This window comes from Paraburkholderia phenazinium, from assembly GCF_900141745.1.
GTDB lineage: Bacteria > Pseudomonadota > Gammaproteobacteria > Burkholderiales > Burkholderiaceae > Paraburkholderia > Paraburkholderia phenazinium_B.
This window is the reverse complement of the sequence record NZ_FSRM01000001.1, coordinates 3,026,135-3,043,416: the sequence shown is the minus strand read 5'-3', so window position 1 is coordinate 3,043,416 and position 17,282 is coordinate 3,026,135. Positions and strand designations below refer to the sequence as shown.

Below are 17,282 nucleotides of genomic sequence, written 5' to 3'. Positions count from 1 at the left end.
TTGCGGGGTTTTTTCTTATCTGGCGAACTTCACCAGAGGCATTGTTGAGGGGAGCCTTAGAGGCAAGCGCTGATCGAGCTGGTAGCGTCGCTGCTCGCACCGCCACCACCGCTGCGGAAGCCGACCCACGAGCCGGTGCCGTTACCCGGACGCACCACAGCGGCCGCGCCGTTAGGCGGTTGCTGGCCCGGCACGTACACGTCGACAGCCTGATTGTTTGCCAAGGTAGCTTGCGAGACGACCTGCTGTTGAGTGCCGTCTGCCCACTTGTGCGCAATACATTGCGCGACGGCTGCTGGAGGTTGCTGGCTTTGTCCCACGGACTGCACGCCAACCGGCGGTTGAGCGGCGCAGGCAGAGATTGCCACGGTCAAAGCGATAAGCGGTAAGTATTTCACGTCATCTCCTCACAAAAGCGCTCAAAAACGAGCCGGATTTCGCGGTTAGCGAAAGTGTCTGATCGACCTTCCCTGTGCGCGTTCCTCGCTCGTTCGCAACAAGTTGTAAGTAGCTTGTCAGTGTGAGGAACCCGTGCGCAACAACGGCTTGACGGTCGGCCACACGTTGTCAAGTAGCACGGGCTGTGCCTGCTGGGTCGGATGCATCTGATCCGCCTGAAACATGTCTGGTTTATCCGCGATGCCGGCAAGCAGAAACGGCACGAGCGAAACGTGCAGGTCCTTCGAGATCTGCTCGTAGACTCCGTGGAACTTTTGCGTGTAGTCGGGGCCGTAATTGGGTGGCACGTACATGCCGATCAGCACGACCTTTGCATGCGCCTGTTGTGCCTGTTCGACGATCGTGCGCAAGTTGTCCTCGGTGGTCGGCAAGGGGACGCCGCGAAGCGCATCGTTGGCGCCCAGTTCGACGATCACGATGCTCGGTTTGAGGCGCTGTATCAGTTCGGGCATGCGGGCGCGTCCGCCGCTTGTCGTGTCGCCGCTGATGCTTGCGTTTGCAACGCTATAATCGATCCGCTCATTGGCAAGACGCTGGCGCATCAATGCAACCCAGCCCGTATCGCGGGGCAAGCCATACTCGGCTGAAATGCTATCGCCGAGAACCATGATGACCGGCCTGGCCGTAACGGTTGCGTTGGGTGGATTGGCGGCACGGGCCGCAAGCGGTATTGCCGAAAAGGCCATCATGAAGAGGCCGGCGGCTGTGTTCAAAGCGGCGGCGCGCGGCGCAGCCAGGCGCACTTTCAATCTACGCCTCACCATGCAAAAGAAAACTGATCCAGTCATCGAAGTGCGGGGATTGTGCAAGAGGGTTAAGGATGCGACGGGTGAACTGACGATTCTCGATGATATCGATCTTTCCATCGAAGGCGGCAGCAGTGTGGCGATTGTCGGCGCATCCGGGTCCGGCAAGTCTACGCTGCTCGGTCTGCTTGCAGGTTTGGACAGCGCCACCTCGGGGTCGGTTCGGCTGCTCGGTCAAGAACTCACCGAGTTGAGCGAAGACGAGCGCGCCGCATTGCGCAACGGCTCGGTCGGCTTTGTGTTTCAGTCTTTCCAGTTGATGCCGCATCTGACTGCGCTCGAGAACGTGACCTTGCCGCTCGAGTTGCAAGGCGGTATCAGTTCGCGCGATGCGGCAGCGAGAGCGCGCGGCTTGCTTGAACAGGTGGGGTTGGGGCAGCGCACGCGTCACTATCCCAAGCTGCTCTCGGGAGGCGAGCAGCAACGCGTTGCGTTAGCGCGCGCGTTTGTCACGCATCCGGCCATTCTCTTTGCCGATGAGCCGACCGGCAGCCTCGATGCGGCCACAGGCCATGCGGTGATCGATCTGATGTTCGAGATGAACCGGGCCAACGGTGCGACGTTGATTCTCGTCACGCATGACATCGAACTCGCGCGCCGTTGCGATACCACGGTGACGATCGAGGCAGGGCGTCTCGCCTGAGACGCTGCCTGCCCCGACACCGGGGTTCACATACTCAACGCTTCAACGCCGCCCGCGCGCGTGCGATCAATGCCGAGGTCGACGAATCGTGCTTCGCCGGATCGACGCTCGCTGAGGTCAGATCGGCCTCGACCACCTTGCCGAGAATCTTGCCCAACTCGACGCCCCACTGGTCGAACGAGTTGATGTCCCACACCGTGCCCTGCACGAGTACCTTGTGCTCGTAAAGCGCGATCAGTGCGCCGAGCGAACGCGCGGTGAGCGCCTCCAGGATAATCGTGCTCGACGGACGGTTGCCCGGGAACATCAGATGCGGCGCCAGTTCCGGCTTGTCCGGGCCCGCCACCTTCTTCGCTTCCTCGAGCGTACGGCCGAGCATCAACGCTTCGCTTTGCGCGAAGCAGTTGGCCAGCAGCTTCGGATGATGGCTCACGAGCGGATGCTCGGGCGTGAGCACAGCGATGAAATCGATCGGTACGAGTGTCGGGCCCTGGTGCAGCATCTGGAAAAACGCATGCTGGCCGTTCGTGCCCGGCTCGCCCCACGTGACGGCTGAAGTCGGATAGTCGACCATCGCGCCATCGAGGCGTGCGGACTTGCCGTTACTCTCCATCTCCAGCTGCTGAAGATACGATGGCAGGTAATGCATCGCCTCGGAGTACGGCGCGACCAGGTAGCTTTGCGAGCCGAAGAAGTTGCGATACCAGATGCCGATCATGCCGAGCAACACGGGCAGGTTGCGCTCGAGCGGCGCCTCGCGGAAGTGCTTGTCCATGTCGTCCGCGCCGGCGAGCAGTTCGTCGAACTGCTTCGGTCCGATCGCGATCATGATCGAGAGGCCGACGGCCGACCACAGCGAATAGCGGCCGCCCACCCAGTCCCACATCTGGAAGACGTTCTCTTTGGCGATACCGAACTTGACGACTTCGGCCGTGTTGGCCGACACGCCGACGAAGTGTTTGGCGAGCGCGTTTTCCGGGCAGCCCTTCTCGATGAACCAGTCGCGCAGCGAGCGCGCGTTGGTCATGGTTTCGAGCGTGGTGAAAGTCTTCGAGACGATGATGGCGAGCGTCTCTTCCGGGTCGATCTCCTGCATGACGCGGTAGAGATCGGCGCCGTCGACGTTTGACACGAAGTGGCTGGTGATCTCCGGCGAGGCGAGGTGATGCAGCGCATTCGTCACCATCTTGGGACCGAGATCCGAGCCGCCAATACCGATATTCACAACATAGCGAATCCGCTTGCCGGTATAGCCGGTCCACTCGCCGCTGCGAATCTTGTCGGCAAACGCCGCCATCTTGGCGCGTTCGGCCGTGACTTCGGCGTGGAACGGGGCGTTCGGATCGGACGCGCGCAGCGCGGTATGCAGCACCGCGCGGCCTTCCGTCGGGTTGACGATCTCGCCCGCGAACATGGCGTCACGGCGTTTCTCGACACCCGCTTCGCGGGCCACCTGCACGAGCAGCTTGAGAGTTTCGTCCTTGATGCGGTGTTTGGAGAAATCGGCCGCGAGTCCACCGCCAGCGTACGCAAAGCGTTCGGCACGGGTGGGAGCGGGATCGTTCGCGGGGGCGAACCAGTCGCGCATATGCTCATTGCGAATCTTGTCGTAATGGGCTTGCAGCGAGGACCAGGCGGGGAGCGTGTTCAACGTCATGAGATCGTCCGTCTAACGAAGGGGCACGAAAGAAAGGCAGTGCGCGCGAGGCGCAGCCGGTGGGATGCTCGGGCGCGCTATCGGGGCTTCGGGTTCGCAACGGTTCCCGGCCGGACAGCGCAGTACTTCAGTATAGCGGCCTTGACGCGAAGCGGGCAGGCAGTTGGACGCCGGATTCAGATAGCGGGATTGGGCGGGACAAGCCTCGCCCGCTACCCGGGTCCGGCAACGCCGACTCCGGTTTGCACCTCGAGCTGTTCAGGCTGGATAGAACATCCGGTTCAGCAGTTTGCGTACCATCGGCGCCAGTTCGCCTGCCGTCAAGCCTGCGGGGCCGTCCCCCTGGGCTGTTAGCGTATCGGCAGCGAGGCCGTGCAGATATACGCCCGCGAGCGCCGCCTCGTACGGTGGCAAGCGCTGGGCCAGCAACGCGCCGATGATACCGCCGAGCACGTCGCCAGTACCGCCTGTCGCGAGCGCGGCGTTGCCGGTCGGATTGACAGCGAGCCGGCCGTCCGGCGCGCCCACCACCGTACCCGTGCCTTTCAGCACGATGACGCAGGCGAAGCGCGCGGTCAGCGCGCGCGCGGCGGCGAGCCGGTCGCGCTGCACGGTGGGGACATCGCAGCCGAGCAGCCGCGCCGCCTCGAGCGGGTGCGGCGTCAGCACGCACGGATCGCCCTTTGCTCCGCGGGCGGCGACCTTTGCGGCAAGCGCAGGATCCTTCGAGACCAGGTTCAATGCGTCGGCGTCCAGCAGCTTAGGAACGTCGAGCGGCAACACGTCGTGCAGCGCCTGGGTCGCGCGGTCGCGATGACCCATGCCGCAGCCGATCGCCAGCGCGTCCATCTTGTCGAGCGGCAGATCGTCGATGGCGTGCAGCATCAGTTCGGGATGCGGCGGATCGTAGGGCGGGGCGCCTGCGCCAAGCAGCGCCACGTGGATTTTCCCGGCGCCGCAATGAAGCGCCGCGCGCGCTGCGAGAATCGGCGCGCCGCACATGCCGGAGTCGCCGCCGACCACGGCGAGGCTGCCGAACGAGCCCTTGTTGGTCGAGAAATCGCGCGAAGGGAGGTACGGTGCGAACAGTGCCGGTGCATTCAGTTGTACACCGCCGGTACGGGCGACTGTGGCCGTCGTGTCCAGACCGATTGGCGCGACGGTCACCGCGCCGGCCAGATCGCGCCCGGAAGCCATGAAGAGTCCTGGCTTGGCGCCGATGAATGTCACCGTGTGCGTGGCTCGCACCCCTGTGCCGGACCCAACCACATTGCCCGTGTCGCTATCGAGCCCGCTTGGCACGTCGAGCGCCAATACGCGGCCTTGCCGCTTCGCACGTTGTGACAACTGTTGAGCAAGCGTGGCGAACACGCCTTCGAGCGGCCGGGTCAGGCCGATCCCGAACATGCCGTCGACCAGCCAGCCGTAGCGCTCGAAAGAATCGGGCGCTGACGTGCTGATCGGGACGCCTGCCGCGCGCGCCTCGCCGAGCGCCCAGCGGGCGTCCTCCGGTTTGACTTCGACGGGCATACAGACTTCGACCGCGACGCCGGCGATATGCAACTCGGTAGCGACCACCAGCGCATCGCCGCCATTATTGCCGGGACCTGCGACGATCCAGACCGTCGCGGCAGAACCGCTCGAGCGCGCCGACGCGATCTGCCCGGTCAGGAACAGCGCAGCGGCGCGGCCGGCGCGCGCCATCAGTTCGTGCGGCGGCAGCGCGGCCGCGGCGCTGACTTCGAGCGCACGCAGATCGGCGACGCTCAGAAGCGCGAGCGGTCGGTCGTGCGTGTCGATCAGGCCGGAGAGGTCGGAAGGATTGTGGGGACTGACAGATGCGGCTTCGTTCATGGCGGCGTCAAGCGATGGCCCGGGCGGGCACGGAACCGTCATGGTAGTGCGAATGCACGTAAGGGGTGGAACTGTTCTGCCAGGTTTCGTCGCACGACGGCGCCCGAGGACTGCTCAGGGCGCCTCAGTCTCGCGGTCTCAGTATCGAAACCGCTCAGGCCGCAACGCAGCAAGCGTATCCGCCGGCAATTCGGGCGCGCTGCCGCCGATCAGATCCGCCACCAGTTTCGCGGCGCCGCAGGCGAGTCCCCAGCCAGCAGGTCCGTGCCCCACGTTGACGAACAGGCGCGGATGCAACGCATTGCCAACCATCGGCAGGCCATCCGGCGAGAGCAGCTTGAGGCCATCCCACGACAGCGCCGCCGAGATCTTGGCCGCGCCCGGAATCCAGTCGTGCGTGGCCTGACCGAGCAGGGCCAAAGCATCCTTGGTGACCGCTTCGGACAGCGGCTTGTCGGTCTGTACGGCGCCTTGCAGCACCGCGCCGCCGGCGATGCGCAGCCGATGATTCATCCGCGTGATGGTGATGCGTTTCACGGCATCGACGATCGCCACATGCGGCACGCATTCTTCGTGCGCGATCGGTGCGGACAGCGTATGCAGCCGCAGCGGATGCAAGGGCACCCGCAGACCGAGCCGCTCGAGCAGCGGCACCGAGCCGGTGCCGGCCGCGACCACGATAGCGTCGGCGTTGATCACGTCGACTTCGCGCGACGAAGTGACTTCGCCGAGCCGCGGCGCCAGTTCGACCGCTGCGCGCTCCCCATCGAGCCGGATTGCATCGACCTCCCGGTTCAGCATGAACTGCACGCCGCCTTCGGTATCGAGCGTCTGCTTGATGAGCTTGGTGAAGAGGGGGCAGTTCGCGGTGCGTTCCTGGTCGAACAGCACGCCGCCTGCAAACTCGGGATCGGTCGGCACCGAATGTTCGAACGCCGCGCACTCGGCAGGCGTCATCACGTGGTGCGGCACTTCATACTGGCGCAGCAATTCGAGCGCCGGCTGGGTCAGCTCCCATTCCTGCGCGGAGCGCGTGAGGTAGAGCACGCCCTCCGTCTGTTCATATTCGAGCCCGAAGCGCGCTTCCATATCGGCCATCGCCTCGCGCGATGCCTCGATCAGCGGACGCAGCAGCCCGTATTGCCGGCTGAAGGCCTGCGGCTCCTGCCATGTTGCCAGTTGCCGCTCGAACAGGCGGGCGCCGCCGTTGAAGCCGGTCTTGCGGATGACGCCGTTTTTGGCGGCCTGGCGGCTCTGCATGAAGGTCGGCCCGAACCAGACGTCGAGCGGCGTCGGCAGGACGGTGCCCCCATGGCCATAGGTCGCGCCCTGCGCGACGGTCGCAAAGCGTTCGACTACGCAGACCCGGTGACCGGCGGCGCGCAACTGATAAGCGGTGGCGACGCCCACAATTCCGCCGCCAATGACGATGACATCCATGTTTGCTTCGATTTTCCGGTGGAACGCGGACTGACGGGCGTTCCCCGTATGCGTGACATGCGGCGCGTGCAGAGGACCGCTGCGCCGATCTGGTGAAACGCCGAATGATAGCAGTCAATCGGCCCAGACGCGCAGGCGTCCGAGGATCGGGAATTCGGCCGGCCGCGCGTGCCGACGCGTGCCAAAACCGCACGCATACACCGCCCGGACGCTTGCGGGAGGGCCGCTCGCGGGTCTTCCCGGGGTATAATCTTGGACTTCTCTTTCGCCTCACGTCGCCCGCACGCGCGACTCATCGACGCAACGTCAAGTCCATGGCCCACTTCTCGTGTTTCCCCGGCGCTTCGGCCCTCTCCGATTTCCGTCAAACCCGCCTGCTCGAGACGCTTACGCGTATCGACTCCAACATCACCGGCGTGCACGGCCAGTATCTGCACTTCGTCAACGCGCAGGCGCCGCTCACGGCTGAAGACAGTGCGAAGATCGAAGCGTTGATGCACTACGGCGACCCGTTCGTCGAGGTCAAAGAGCGCGGCAACAGCGAGACCTTTCTCGTGGTGCCCCGTTTCGGCACGGTGTCGCCGTGGGCCAGCAAGGCAACGGACATTGCGCACCACTGCGGCTTGACGCAACTGCGCCGTATCGAGCGCGGCGTCGAATACACGGTGACGCTCAAGAGCGGCCTGCTTGGCAAGAAGACGTTGTCCGACGAAGCGCGCGAAGCTGTCGCCGCCGCGCTGCACGACCGCATGACCGAGAGCGTGGCGCCGTCGCGCGATCACGCCATGCATCTGTTCGACGAACTGCCGGCCAAGCCGCTGCAAACGGTCGATGTGCTGGGCCACCGCCGCGGCGCGCTGGAAACGGCCAACCGGGAACTGGGCCTCGCGCTCGCCGAAGACGAAATCGACTACCTCGTCGACGCCTTCACGAAGCTCGGCCGCAACCCGACCGACGTCGAACTGATGATGTTCGCGCAGGCCAACAGCGAGCACTGCCGCCACAAGATTTTCAATGCGGAGTGGACCATCGACGGCGAGAAGCAGGACATCTCGCTGTTCAACATGATCCGCAATACCGAGAAGCTCAATCCGCAGGGCACCATCGTCGCGTACTCGGACAACTCGGCAATCATGGCCGGCGGCCAGGCCGAGCGGTGGTTCCCGCGCAAGCCGGCGGCTGAAGGCGAACTGGCTGAGCACTACGGGCGCCACGTCGAACTGACGCACACGCTGATGAAGGTGGAAACGCACAACCATCCAACCGCGATCTCGCCGTTCCCGGGTGCTGCGACCGGCGCGGGCGGTGAAATCCGCGACGAAGGCGCCACGGGTCGCGGCGCGCGTCCGAAGGCCGGTCTCGCGGGCTTCACCGTATCGAACCTCGACTTGCCGGATGCGCGCGAAGCATGGGAAAACGCCCGCGATGCCGTTCAGCCGGTCGGCCATCGTAATCCGGCTGACGAGCAGCATATCTACGGTCGTCCGGACCGCATCGCGTCGCCGCTGCAGATCATGATCGACGGTCCGCTCGGCGGCGCGGCGTTCAACAACGAATTCGGCCGCCCGAACCTGGGTGGCTACTTCCGCACTTACGAGCAGAACGTCGCGGGCACCGTGCGCGGCTACCACAAGCCGATCATGATCGCGGGCGGCATCGGCAATATCTCCGATCAGCACACCCACAAGCACGACTTGCCGGAAGGCTCGCTGCTGATCCAGATCGGCGGCCCGGGCATGCGCATCGGCATGGGTGGCGGCGCCGCCAGCTCGATGGCAACCGGCACCAATACTGCTGAACTCGACTTCGACTCGGTGCAGCGCGGCAACCCGGAAATCGAGCGGCGCGCGCAGGAAGTCATCAACGCCTGCTGGCAGCTCGGCGAGAAGAATCCGATTCTGAGCATTCACGACGTGGGTGCGGGCGGTCTGTCGAACGCGTTCCCGGAAGTGGTGGACGGCGCGAGCAAAGGCGCGATTTTCGAGCTGCGCAAGATCCAGCTCGAAGAGAGTGGCTTGTCGCCGCGCGAGATCTGGTCGAACGAAGCGCAAGAGCGCTATGTGCTGGCGATTGCGCCAGCCGATCTGCCGGAATTCCAGGCAATCTGCGAGCGCGAGCGCTGCCCGTTTGCGGTGATCGGCACGGCGACCAACGAACGTCAGTTGAAGCTGATCGACGCCGAAGAGAAAAACGACGATGCGCATCAGCCGGTCGATATGCCGATGGAAGTGCTGCTCGGCAAGGCACCGCGTATGCATCGCGACGTCAAGCACGTCGAGACCACGCTGCTGCCGGTGGATGTCACCGGTATCAACCTGTCGGAAGTAGCGGTGAGCGTGCTGCGTCACCCGACGGTGGCCAGCAAGTCGTTCCTGATTACGATCGGCGACCGCTCGGTGGGCGGCACGACCGCGCGCGACCAGATGGTCGGCCCGTGGCAGGTGCCGGTTGCCGACGTGGCGATCACCACGATGGACTATGCCGGCTACCGCGGCGAAGCCATGACGATGGCCGAGCGCACGCCACTCGCCGTGATCAATCCGCCGGCGTCGGGCCGTATGGCAGTCGGCGAGGCCGTCACGAACATCGCGGCGGCGCCGATCGCGTCGCTGGACAAGCTGAAGCTGTCCGCGAACTGGATGGCCGCTTGCGGCGCGCCGGGTGAAGACGCGGCGCTGTACGACACGGTCAAGGCGATCGGCATGGAACTGTGCCCGGCGCTCGGCATCAGCATTCCGGTGGGCAAAGACTCGCTGTCGATGCGCACCAAATGGGACGACCAGGGCGTGGCGAAGGAAGTGGTCGCGCCGGTCTCGCTGATCATCTCGGCGTTCGCGCCGGTCGAAGACGTACGTGGCCATCTGACGCCGCAACTGCGTCGCGTCGACGAAGCGGGCGACTCCGTGCTGATCGCGATCGACCTGGGACGCGCCAAGCATCGCCTCGGCGGCAGTATCCTCGCGCAGGTTACGCAGCAGGTGGGCGACACGACGCCGGATGTCGACGACGCCGAAGACCTGAAGCGTTTCTTCGCCGCGATCCAGGCGCTGAATAGCGACGGCAAGCTGCTCGCTTACCACGACCGCTCGGACGGCGGCCTGTGGGCGACGGTCTGCGAAATGGCGTTTGCGGGTCACGTCGGTGTGTCACTGAACGTCGACATGTTGACGCTCGATCCGAATCACGAATTCGACTACGGCGACGCCAAAGACTGGGCCAAGCAGACCAGCGGCCGCCGTGAAGACCGCACGATCCGCGCGCTCTTCAACGAGGAGCTGGGCGCGGTGATTCAGGTGCGTGCTCAGGATCGCGATGCGGTGCTGGCATCGCTGCGAGAACATGGCCTGTCGGCATGCTCGCACGTGATCGGCAAGCTCAACGAACGCGACGCGATCGAAATCTATCGCGACGCGAAGAAGATCTACGAAGCGCCGCGCACGGAACTGCATCGTGCATGGAGCGAAGTGAGCTGGCGCATTTCGCGTCTGCGCGACAACCCGGCTTGTGCCGATGCCGAATACGACGCGCTGCTCGATGCGGCCGATCCGGGTATCACGCCGCAGCTGAGCTTTGATCCAGCGGAAGACGTAGCCGCGCCGTTTGTTGCCAAGGGTGCCCGCCCGCGCGTGGCGATCCTGCGCGAGCAGGGCGTCAACTCGCACCTCGAAACCGCGTATGCATTCGACCGCGCCGGTTTCGACGCCTACGACGTGCACATGAGCGACCTGCTGGCTGGCCGCGCCACGCTCGCCGATTTCGCGGGCGCCGTAGCGTGCGGCGGCTTCTCTTACGGCGACGTGCTGGGTGCAGGCGAGGGCTGGGCGAAGACGATTCGCTTTAACGCGCAACTGGCCGACATGTTCGCCGCCTTCTTCGCCCGCAAGGACACGTTTGCACTCGGCATCTGCAACGGCTGCCAGATGATGAGCAGCCTTGCATCGATGATCCCCGGTGCCGAGGCATGGCCGAAGTTCACGCGCAACAAGTCGGAGAAATTCGAAGCACGCTTCTCGCTGGTCGAAGTGCAGCAGTCGCCGTCGCTGTTCTTTAGCGGCATGGAAGGCTCGCGCATTCCGGTGGCCGTCGCGCACGGCGAAGGTTTCGCGGACTTCTCGCAGCAAGGCGATGCGTCGAAGGTGGCGGTGGCGATGCGCTTTGTCGATCACCGCGGCCAGGCTACGGAGCAGTATCCGTTCAACCCGAACGGCTCGCCGGATGGCATCACTTCGGTGACAACGCCTGATGGCCGCTTCACGGTCCTGATGCCGCACACCGAGCGCGTGCATCGCACGGTGCAGATGAGCTGGCATCCGCAAGGCTGGAACGCGAACGACGGTAGCCCGTGGTTGCGCGTGTTCCAGAACGCGCGTCGCTGGCTGGGTTGAGGCGCGTACGCTGCTGAAGGGAAGGGGCCGCGGCAAGCAAGCCGCGGCGGGTGTGGCAGTGGCGGTGGGAGTGGCAGGCGGCGGTGAAAATCTGCCGCCGCATCGAGCCAGGCGGCGCAGTGATGCCGAGAATCAGGCTCGCAAAAATCTGAAGCCGCCGTCAAAAACAACAAAGCCGCCCAAGGGCGGCTTTGTTGTTTGCGGGCCAAGCTAGACGTGTGGCCCGGCCAGTAAGCGGTCGGCGGGTGACACGCCAGGACAAAAGCCTATCAGCGCAACCCCCTTCCCGTTACTGCACCTTCGCGTTCTTCCGCAGACTCTCTTCAAACGCCTGCAGTTTTTCCTGCTGGATCTGCTGAACGATCTGCTGACGCACCTGTTCGAGCGGCGGCGGCGCGGTATCGCGGGTGTCGTCCAGACGAATGATGTGCCAGCCAAACTGCGTGTGCACCGGCGCGTCGGTCATCTGGCCTTTCTGCAACTTCTCGGCCGCAGCGGCGAATTCCGGCACGTAAGCCTTCGGGTCCGACCAGTCGAGGTCGCCGCCGTTCTTGCCCGATCCCGGGTCCTTCGAGTATTGCTTGGCGAGATCTTCGAAGCTCGCACCGGCCTTGATCTTGGCGATCAGGTCTTTGGCCTGGGCTTCGTTATCCACGAGGATGTGGTGCAGGTGATATTCCTTGCCGCCAGCATCCTTCACGAGCGCGTCGTAACGTGCTTTGACTTCTGCGTCGCTCGGCTGGTTGTTTTTCACGAAGTCTTCGATCAACGCGCGCAGCACGACGGTCTGCTGGGCGACCGCGACTTGCGCCTTGACATCAGGGCGGTTCGGGATGCCGCGGCGAGCCGCTTCCTGCATCAGGATTTCGCGGTTGATCAGTTCTTCGCGCACGGCTGTCTGCAATTGCGGCGAGTCCTGCTGACCCTGTTGAACGAGTTGAGCGACGAGCGCATCGACGCGTGCTTTGGGAATCGGCGTGCCGTTCACGACGGCGATGTTCTGTGCAAACACAGGCGCAGCCGCAAAAGCGGCCAGCAATACCCAGAGGCGGGTTTTCTTCAAGGTCATCGGAAGTTTCCTAACGGGACAGCAAATCGAATTCTTCGGGCGTGTAGGCCGTGATTGCGAGCGCGTGAATGCCTCGCTGCATGGCATCGGCCAGCGCATCATACACCAAGCGGTGCCGTGCCACGCGGGGCTTTCCGGCGAATGCAACCGCAACAATCGTGACACTGAAATGACCGCCTGCGGAGGCGCCCGCATGCCCCGCATGTTGGGCACTGTCATCGCGCACGGTGATCGAGGTAACCGGCGCGAGCGCCGCGGCGAGGCGTGTTTCGATCAGCGCGACGCGTTCGGTGGTCGTGGCATGCAGGAAAATGTCGTCGCTCATATCACTCTTCTTCTTTCATGTACTTCGACAGCCATAGGCTCTGGCCGACAATGAACACCACGAGGCACCCGGTCGCGCCGAACAGCTTGAAATTGACCCAGGCGTTGGTCGAGAAGTGGTAGGCGACGAACAGGTTGAGGATGCCGAGCAACACGAAGAACACCGCCCAGATCACGCTCAACTGGCTCCACGTGCGGTGCGGCAGCGTGATCTGCTTGCCCATCATCGCTTCGATCAGGTTCTTGTTGAACGCCAGTTGCGACACGATCAGCGCCACCGAGAAGGCCCAGTAGAGCACGGTCGGCTTCCACTTGATGAAGGTATCGTTGTGCAATACAAGCGTTGCGCCGCCGAACACCGTGACGACGCCGAGGCTGACCCACAGCATCGGGTCGACCTTGCGGTGACGGAATGCCACCCAGGCAATCTGCACCAGCGTCGCGACGATCGCCACCGCCGTTGCCGTGAAAATGCCCCACAGCTTGAATGCGACGAAAAACAGGATGATCGGGAACAGATCGAACAGGAATTTCATTATCTGGGCGGGGACGAGGAGGAATGAGGAAAAATAGGCGCGGAGTGAAGGGCGCCTTGCGCCCATATTATGCGTGCAGTGTGTACCCGTCGCGGCAGCCGGCTGGCGGCCGGCGCCTGGTGGCCGGTTCGCAAGCTGGCTGAAGGGGTTATCGCGTCTGCCCCGGGGCTGGCGTTGCCTGCGTTGCGTTACTTGGGCTCGAATTGTAGCGCAGCCGAGTTAATGCAGTAGCGAAGCCCGGTCGGCGCCGGACCGTCTTCGAACACGTGGCCCAGATGGGCGCCGCAATTCTTGCACTGCACTTCGATGCGCAGCATGCCATGCGAGCGGTCGGTTTTCTCGGCGATCACTTCGCCGTTGATCGGCTTGAAGTAGCTCGGCCAGCCGCAGCCGGCGTCGAACTTGGTGTCCGATTCGAATAGCGGTGTGCCGCAGCAGACGCAGTCGTAAATGCCCCGATCCCAGTGATCGTGGTAACGGCCGGTAAAGGGGCGCTCGGTAGCGGCGTGGCGGGTGACCTGATACTCGATGTCGGAGAGCTGGTTGCGCCATTCGGCATCGTCTTTCTGCACCGCAGCGGGGGAGGTCTTGGTGTCGTCGGAGTTCATGGTCGGTTCCTGTCTCGGGTTGTCTCTATCTGGGTCTGATTCTGGATCGGATCTGCCAGGGAGCTGGCTCATCCACGCTACGCGTGCTGCGAAGAAACGGTACCAGGCAGCAGCATGCCAACGCGAGCTTTACGACGAGCAACTGACTTCCAGCGAACTGGCCCAGTCGGGTGGCAGCGCGGCGTAAGCTTCGTGTTCCGGTTGGTCGTCGAAAGGACGGCGCAGCACTTGCGCCAGCCGCTCGACTTCCGAAAAGTCCTTCTCCCTCGCGCGGCGAATCGCCGTTTCAGCCAGATGATTGCGGAGAATGAATTTGGGGTTCACGCGGTTCATTGCAATGGCGCGCTCAGCATCGTCGAGTGTTTCTTCGGACAGCCGCGCGCGGTAGTCGTTCACCCAGACATCGAAGGCCGGGCGGTCGAGAAACAGGTCGCGAACCGGCGCGTCGCCGCTCGCGTCGTGCTTCGAAACGCGGGCCAGATTGCGGAACGTGAGGGTGAAGTCCGCGCGGTTCGCCTGCATGACCTCAAAGAGGCGGTTGGCCAGGGCGTCATCGCCCGGACGTTCGGTTTGCAGGCCGAGTTTGGCGCGCATGCGGCGCTCCAATGCGGGCGCAAAACGGTCCTTGAAGCCTTCGAGTACCCGCTGCGCGTCTTTGACCGCTTCCTCGCTGCGCACGCTTTCGTCGTGCTGCTGACCCAGCAGCGGCAGCAGCCCTTGCGCCAGACAGAAGAGATTCCAGTAGGCGATCTGCGGCTGCATCCGGTACGCGTAACGGCCTTGCGAATCGGAGTGATTGCAGATATAGCCGGCATCGAAACCATCCAGAAAGCCGAACGGACCGTAGTCGATCGTGAGACCGAGGATCGACATGTTGTCCGTGTTCATCACGCCGTGACAGAAGCCAACTGCCTGCCATTGCGCGAGCAGATCAGCCGTGGACAACACAGCTTCGTTCAGCAGCGCCAGATACGGATCGTCCGCTTCCTTGCAGTGCGGATAAAAGCGTTCGATGACGTGGTCGGCGAGCGACTGCAAGGCGTCGACCCGATCGTTCGCATAGAAATGCTCGAAGTGGCCAAAGCGCACGAAGCTCGGCGCGACCCGCGTGACGACCGCGGCCGTTTCCATTTCCTCGCGGCGCACCGGCTGGTCGGAGCCGATCACACACAGCGCGCGCGTGGTCGGAATACCAAGGTGGTGCATCGCTTCCGAGCACAGATACTCGCGGATCGAGGAGCGCAACACCGCGCGGCCGTCGCCCATGCGCGAATAAGGCGTGCGTCCAGCGCCCTTGAGTTGCAGCTCATAGCGGGCACCGTCGTGCTCGACTTCGCCAAGGCCAAGTGCGCGGCCGTCGCCGAGTTGCCCGGCCCACACGCCAAACTGGTGTCCCGAGTACACCGACGCATAGGGCATCGCCTCTGCGGGCCAGTCGCGGGTGGTGTTGCCGGAGAAGAACTCGGCGAAGGCGGGATCGCGCACTGCTTCAGGGTCGAGGCCGAGCAACGCGGCCGTATCGGCGGCAAACCCGACCACATAGGGGGCGCTGAGCGGCGCAGCCGGCAAGCGGGTCATAAAGACGCCGCCGAGTTGGGCAAATGCGCCTTCGCGCGAGGTGCCGAGGGCCTCGGCGAACGCCGCCATCGGCCCGGACAGGCCGGCAATGCTTGGGGAAAACGACATGTTGAGCGCCTCTGGATTAACCGATATTGTAAGTCGGCGCCCGCGGCGCTGCTGGCCGGCCGGTTGTTCGCGCCGCCAATGGTCGAACCAGCCAGTCGCCGCGAGCCAGCCGACCTGAGAGAGATGACACAAATACCGCGAGGAGACCGCTGCTTATGACGACGCCGTTGCTGGGCCAGATGATGGACACGCCGCTCAACGTGTCGTCGCTGCTGGCGCATGCCGCGCGGCATTTTGGCAACACGGAAATCGTCTCGCGGCGGCTCGAAGGCGATATGCATCGCTACACCTACCGCGACTGCGAAAAGCGCGCCAAACAACTGGCCCAGGCGCTGATCGCGCTCGGCGTGCAGCCGGGCGAGCGGATCGGCACATTAGCCTGGTGCGGCTACCGGCATCTGGAGGCGTACTACGGCACGACCGGCTTCGGCTCGGTGTGCCATACGATCAACCCGCGCCTCTTTCCCGAGCAGATCGCCTACATCGTCAATCATGCCGACGACAGCTACGTGCTGTTCGATATCAGCTTCGCCGATCTGATCGACACGTTAGCGCCGCAGTGTCCCAAGGTACGTGGCTGGATCGCGCTGACGGACGAGGCGCACCTGCCCGATATGCAGACGCCCGTGTTGAGCTACGAGACCCTGCTCGCCGCACAGGATGGCCTCTACGAATGGCCGCTGATCGACGAGCGCGCGGCCTCGTATCTTTGCTACACCTCGGGCACGACTGGCAATCCAAAGGGTGCGCTGTACTCGCATCGCACGACGGTCTTGCATGCGTACGGTGCTTCGCTGCCGGATGCGATGAGCCTGTCCGCGCGAGACTCGGTGCTGCCTGTGGTGCCGATGTTCCATGTGAACGCATGGGGCATTCCGCACGCAGCGCCGCTGACGGGCGCGAAACTCGTGTTCCCCGGCAAGGACCTCGACGGCAAGTCGCTCTACGAATTGATGGAAGCGGAACGCGTCACGTATTCCGCGGGTGTGCCGACCGTCTGGCTCGGCTTGCTGACGTATATGAAGCAGGCCGGCGTGCGTTTTTCGTCGCTCAACCGCACGGTGATCGGCGGTTCGGCCTGTCCGCCGGCGATGCTGCGCACCTTCCAGGACGAGTACGGCGTCGAAGTGATTCACGCGTGGGGCATGACCGAGATGTCGCCGCTCGGCACCCTGGCGAAGCTCACGTGGGAACAGTCGCAGCGCTCGCCTGACGAGCAGCGCGAACTGCTCGAGAAGCAGGGCCACGTGATCTACGGCGTCGATATGAAGATCGTCGACCCGGACGGCAATGAGTTGCCGTGGGACGGCGTCGCGTTCGGCAATCTGCATGTGCGCGGACACTGGGTGATCGACCGGTATTTCCGCAATGACGATTCGCCACTCGTCGACGGCTGGTTTCCGACCGGCGATGTCGCCACCATCGATCCGGACAGCTTTCTGCATATCACCGACCGCAGCAAGGACGTGATCAAGTCGGGCGGCGAATGGATCAGCTCGATCGACGTTGAGAACGTCGCAATCGCTCACCCCGCAGTGGCGGAGGCCGCGTGCATCGCGTGCGCGCATCCGAAGTGGACCGAGCGGCCTTTGCTGGTGGTGGTCAAGCGTAAGGGCGTCGAGGTGACGCGCGACGAGCTGATTGCTTTCTATCAGGGTAAGGTCGCGAAATGGTGGATCCCCGACGACGTGGTGTTCGTCGACGAGTTGCCGCATACGGCCACCGGCAAGTTGCAGAAGCTGAAGTTGCGCGAGATCTTCCGCGATCACGTACTGCCGTCGGCGCTCGAAGGTGCGACCTGACGCATTGCCGTCA

General features: G+C 63.9%; 13 protein-coding genes. 3 read left to right on the top strand and 10 right to left on the bottom strand.

The features are described from left to right. Nucleotides 1-56: 56 nt before the first annotated feature. Both BUS06_RS13780 and BUS06_RS13775 read right to left on the bottom strand, forming a co-directional pair. On the bottom strand, nt 57-398 hold the full coding sequence (locus BUS06_RS13780; RefSeq protein WP_074264765.1) for a hypothetical protein: 342 nt from the start codon (nt 396-398) through the stop codon (nt 57-59). A 117-nt stretch (nt 399-515) separates the two neighbouring features. Next, nucleotides 516-1,223 carry an arylesterase gene (locus BUS06_RS13775; protein ID WP_074264764.1) on the bottom strand — a complete coding sequence of 236 codons (708 nt, stop codon included), beginning with the start codon at nt 1,221-1,223 and terminating at the stop codon, nt 516-518. Here BUS06_RS13775 and BUS06_RS13770 point away from each other — a divergent pair. Then, nucleotides 1,222-1,908 (top strand): ABC transporter ATP-binding protein, encoded by a 687-nt coding sequence (locus BUS06_RS13770; protein WP_074264763.1) that lies wholly within the window; start codon nt 1,222-1,224, stop codon nt 1,906-1,908. The genes BUS06_RS13775 and BUS06_RS13770 overlap by 2 nt on opposite strands. Before the next feature lie 34 nt (nt 1,909-1,942). Here the strand turns inward: BUS06_RS13770 and pgi are convergent, their stop codons facing one another. From pgi to BUS06_RS13755, 3 genes are all read right to left on the bottom strand, one after another. Beyond that, entirely contained in the window at nt 1,943-3,565 is a 1,623-nt protein-coding gene (gene pgi, locus BUS06_RS13765; RefSeq protein WP_074264762.1) for a glucose-6-phosphate isomerase, read from the bottom strand. A 258-nt stretch (nt 3,566-3,823) separates the two neighbouring features. Next, entirely contained in the window at nt 3,824-5,419 is a 1,596-nt protein-coding gene (locus BUS06_RS13760; protein WP_074264761.1) for an NAD(P)H-hydrate dehydratase, read from the bottom strand. Nucleotides 5,420-5,557: 138 nt separating this feature from the next. Next, entirely contained in the window at nt 5,558-6,859 is a 1,302-nt protein-coding gene (locus tag BUS06_RS13755) for an FAD-dependent oxidoreductase (RefSeq protein WP_074264760.1), read from the bottom strand. A gap of 314 nt (nt 6,860-7,173) precedes the next feature. On the opposite strand from BUS06_RS13755, the gene purL reads away from it, so the two are divergent. Next, nucleotides 7,174-11,244 (top strand): phosphoribosylformylglycinamidine synthase, encoded by a 4,071-nt coding sequence (purL, locus tag BUS06_RS13750; RefSeq protein WP_074264759.1) that lies wholly within the window; start codon nt 7,174-7,176, stop codon nt 11,242-11,244. Between the two features lie 289 nt (nt 11,245-11,533). On the opposite strand, the gene BUS06_RS13745 is transcribed toward purL, so the two are convergent. From BUS06_RS13745 to BUS06_RS13725, 5 genes are all read right to left on the bottom strand, one after another. Next, nucleotides 11,534-12,313: a peptidylprolyl isomerase gene (locus tag BUS06_RS13745; RefSeq protein WP_074264758.1), complete on the bottom strand. Its 780-nt coding sequence runs from the start codon at nt 12,311-12,313 to the stop codon at nt 11,534-11,536. A gap of 10 nt (nt 12,314-12,323) precedes the next feature. After that, nucleotides 12,324-12,638 carry a BolA family protein gene (locus BUS06_RS13740; RefSeq protein ID WP_074264757.1) on the bottom strand — a complete coding sequence of 105 codons (315 nt, stop codon included), beginning with the start codon at nt 12,636-12,638 and terminating at the stop codon, nt 12,324-12,326. Between the two features lies 1 nt (nt 12,639). Next, nucleotides 12,640-13,173: a septation protein A gene (locus BUS06_RS13735; RefSeq protein ID WP_074264756.1), complete on the bottom strand. Its 534-nt coding sequence runs from the start codon at nt 13,171-13,173 to the stop codon at nt 12,640-12,642. A 188-nt stretch (nt 13,174-13,361) separates the two neighbouring features. Then, a complete protein-coding gene (gene msrB / locus BUS06_RS13730) occupies nt 13,362-13,781 on the bottom strand; it encodes a peptide-methionine (R)-S-oxide reductase MsrB (RefSeq protein WP_074264755.1) in 420 nt (139 codons plus the stop codon). Between the two features lie 129 nt (nt 13,782-13,910). Next, complete coding sequence (locus BUS06_RS13725; protein WP_074264754.1) at nt 13,911-15,467, bottom strand: protein adenylyltransferase SelO; 1,557 nt, start codon at nt 15,465-15,467, stop codon at nt 13,911-13,913. 155 nt (nt 15,468-15,622) lie between these two features. Here BUS06_RS13725 and BUS06_RS13720 point away from each other — a divergent pair, with 155 nt between their 5' ends. Beyond that, nucleotides 15,623-17,269: a 3-(methylthio)propionyl-CoA ligase gene (locus tag BUS06_RS13720; RefSeq protein WP_074264753.1), complete on the top strand. Its 1,647-nt coding sequence runs from the start codon at nt 15,623-15,625 to the stop codon at nt 17,267-17,269. The last annotated feature ends 13 nt before the right edge of the window (nt 17,270-17,282 follow it).